Raw genomic sequence first — 1,723 nt, 5'->3', positions numbered from 1 at the left:
AAGTTTTGAGGGCATAAAACTTGCGCTATATCATACACTTGGGGACTTACCTGAACCGGTGGCCACCCACAGATTCTGCGGATGAACCCAATTTGGCTAGCCTGTCCCGCTGTGCCGGTTTCAGTCGGGTCGGGCGCAGGTTGCAAATGAAGAATGGGGGGTGTAAAATCTAGGTCCTTTTTTCGTCTTCGAGTCTGGCTCACGTTTTGGCTCACATATTTTCCGCAGGTAAGCGCTCCACGAACCCCATCTTCCAATAATTTCCAGTAATTTCCGGTTAGGTTTTTGCATGTAGTTATTTGAAATTATTTTGAAAATTCGTATTTTATTGCTTGACAAGAGGCAATGGGTGCGGACCGCATTTTTGTATGGCCAACAATATCAAGAGGTTATGCGAAATGCGAAGACAGGTCCCAAAACGCTTGCCAACTACCGTTCATTTTAATCAATTTATACAACCCATTAGTAGCACTTTGAAAAATGGCCCTGAACTTACTTCTCGTGGACATCGACCGTTGAAGATGGATTTCGAAGAACAACTTCGGATCTTGATCTATTACCACCTTCAAGAATACCGATCAGCACAACATCTGCTTCAAGCCCTCAAAGAAGACGATTTTGCTCGCCAGCACATCGCTCCTGAACAGGGTATTGAAAAGAGCAGTTTCTCGGAAGCCATCAACAACCGAGGTCTTGAGCAGATGCTCCACGTTTTTAAAGAGCTTCAAATGCAGGCGCACGACCTGCTGCCCAATGCACACCCCGAGCTTGGGTCACTGGTCGGGATTGATGGCTCCCTGATCGATGGCAGCCTATCAATGCTCTGGGCCGATTATCGAAAGGGTTCCAAAAAGGCCAAGGTCCATGTCGGATTTGACCTGAACCGCTCGATCCCCAGAAAGGTTTACCTTACAGATGGCAAGGGCGGCGAGAGGCCTTTCGTTTCAAAAATCCTGTCCAAAGATGATACCGCTGTGACCGATCGCGGCTACCAATGCCACCGGCTTTTTGATCAGTGGCAAAAGGACGGTCAGCTATTTATCTGTCGGATCAAGGAAGGCACTCACAAAAAAATCCTTTCTCATAACACTGGACCGACCGACAGTAGCATCGTCTTCTTCGACGCCACTGTGTTGTTGGGCACACCTGGTATCAATCAAAGCCAAACCCCTTTGCGACTGGTCGGCTATGAGGTCGACCGCGCCAAATACTGGATAGCTACCAACCGCCATGATTTGACTGGCGAACAGATCGCCCAGGCTTACAAGCTGCGCTGGAACATTGAAAATTTCTTCGCTTGGTGGAAAAGACACTTGAAAGTCTACCACCTGATTGCACGCAGTCCCTACGGCCTGATGGTCCAAATTTTGGCTGGCCTGATCACCTATCTGTTGCTGGCCATCCACTGCCACAAGCACTATCGGGAAAAAGTCTCCATCCGCCGGGTCAGAGAGTTGCGCACCGTCATTGAAAACGAGCTGCGCATGGTGCCAGATGACGATTTTAATGTGTCAAAAGTTCAAAAGCATAAATTTCAAACCGTTGATGCAAAAACCTAACCGGAAATTACTGAAGCCACTTACATAATTCATCGCAAAAACGAAATAATTTTGAAAAGCTTCACACCATACGAAACCTGCCGAGATAATCAAAAAAATTCAAGGTTGGTTCCTCGCTGTTTCAAGTTGGTAGGGCAAAGTGCATCCATCGCCACAGGCCTGCC

General features: G+C 47.6%; 1 protein-coding gene. It reads left to right on the top strand.

All coding sequences use genetic code 11. The features are described 5' to 3' along the window. Nucleotides 1-398 precede the first annotated feature (398 nt). Nucleotides 399-1,559: an IS4 family transposase gene (locus tag AC6F7T_RS01570; RefSeq protein ID WP_500716215.1), complete on the top strand. Its 1,161-nt coding sequence runs from the start codon at nucleotides 399-401 to the stop codon at nucleotides 1,557-1,559. Nucleotides 1,560-1,723 lie beyond the last annotated feature (164 nt).

The sequence above is a fragment of the Pelovirga sp. genome (genome assembly GCF_059864205.1).
Note: the sequence above shows the minus strand (reverse complement) of the source record. Positions and strands in the feature narration are given on the sequence as shown.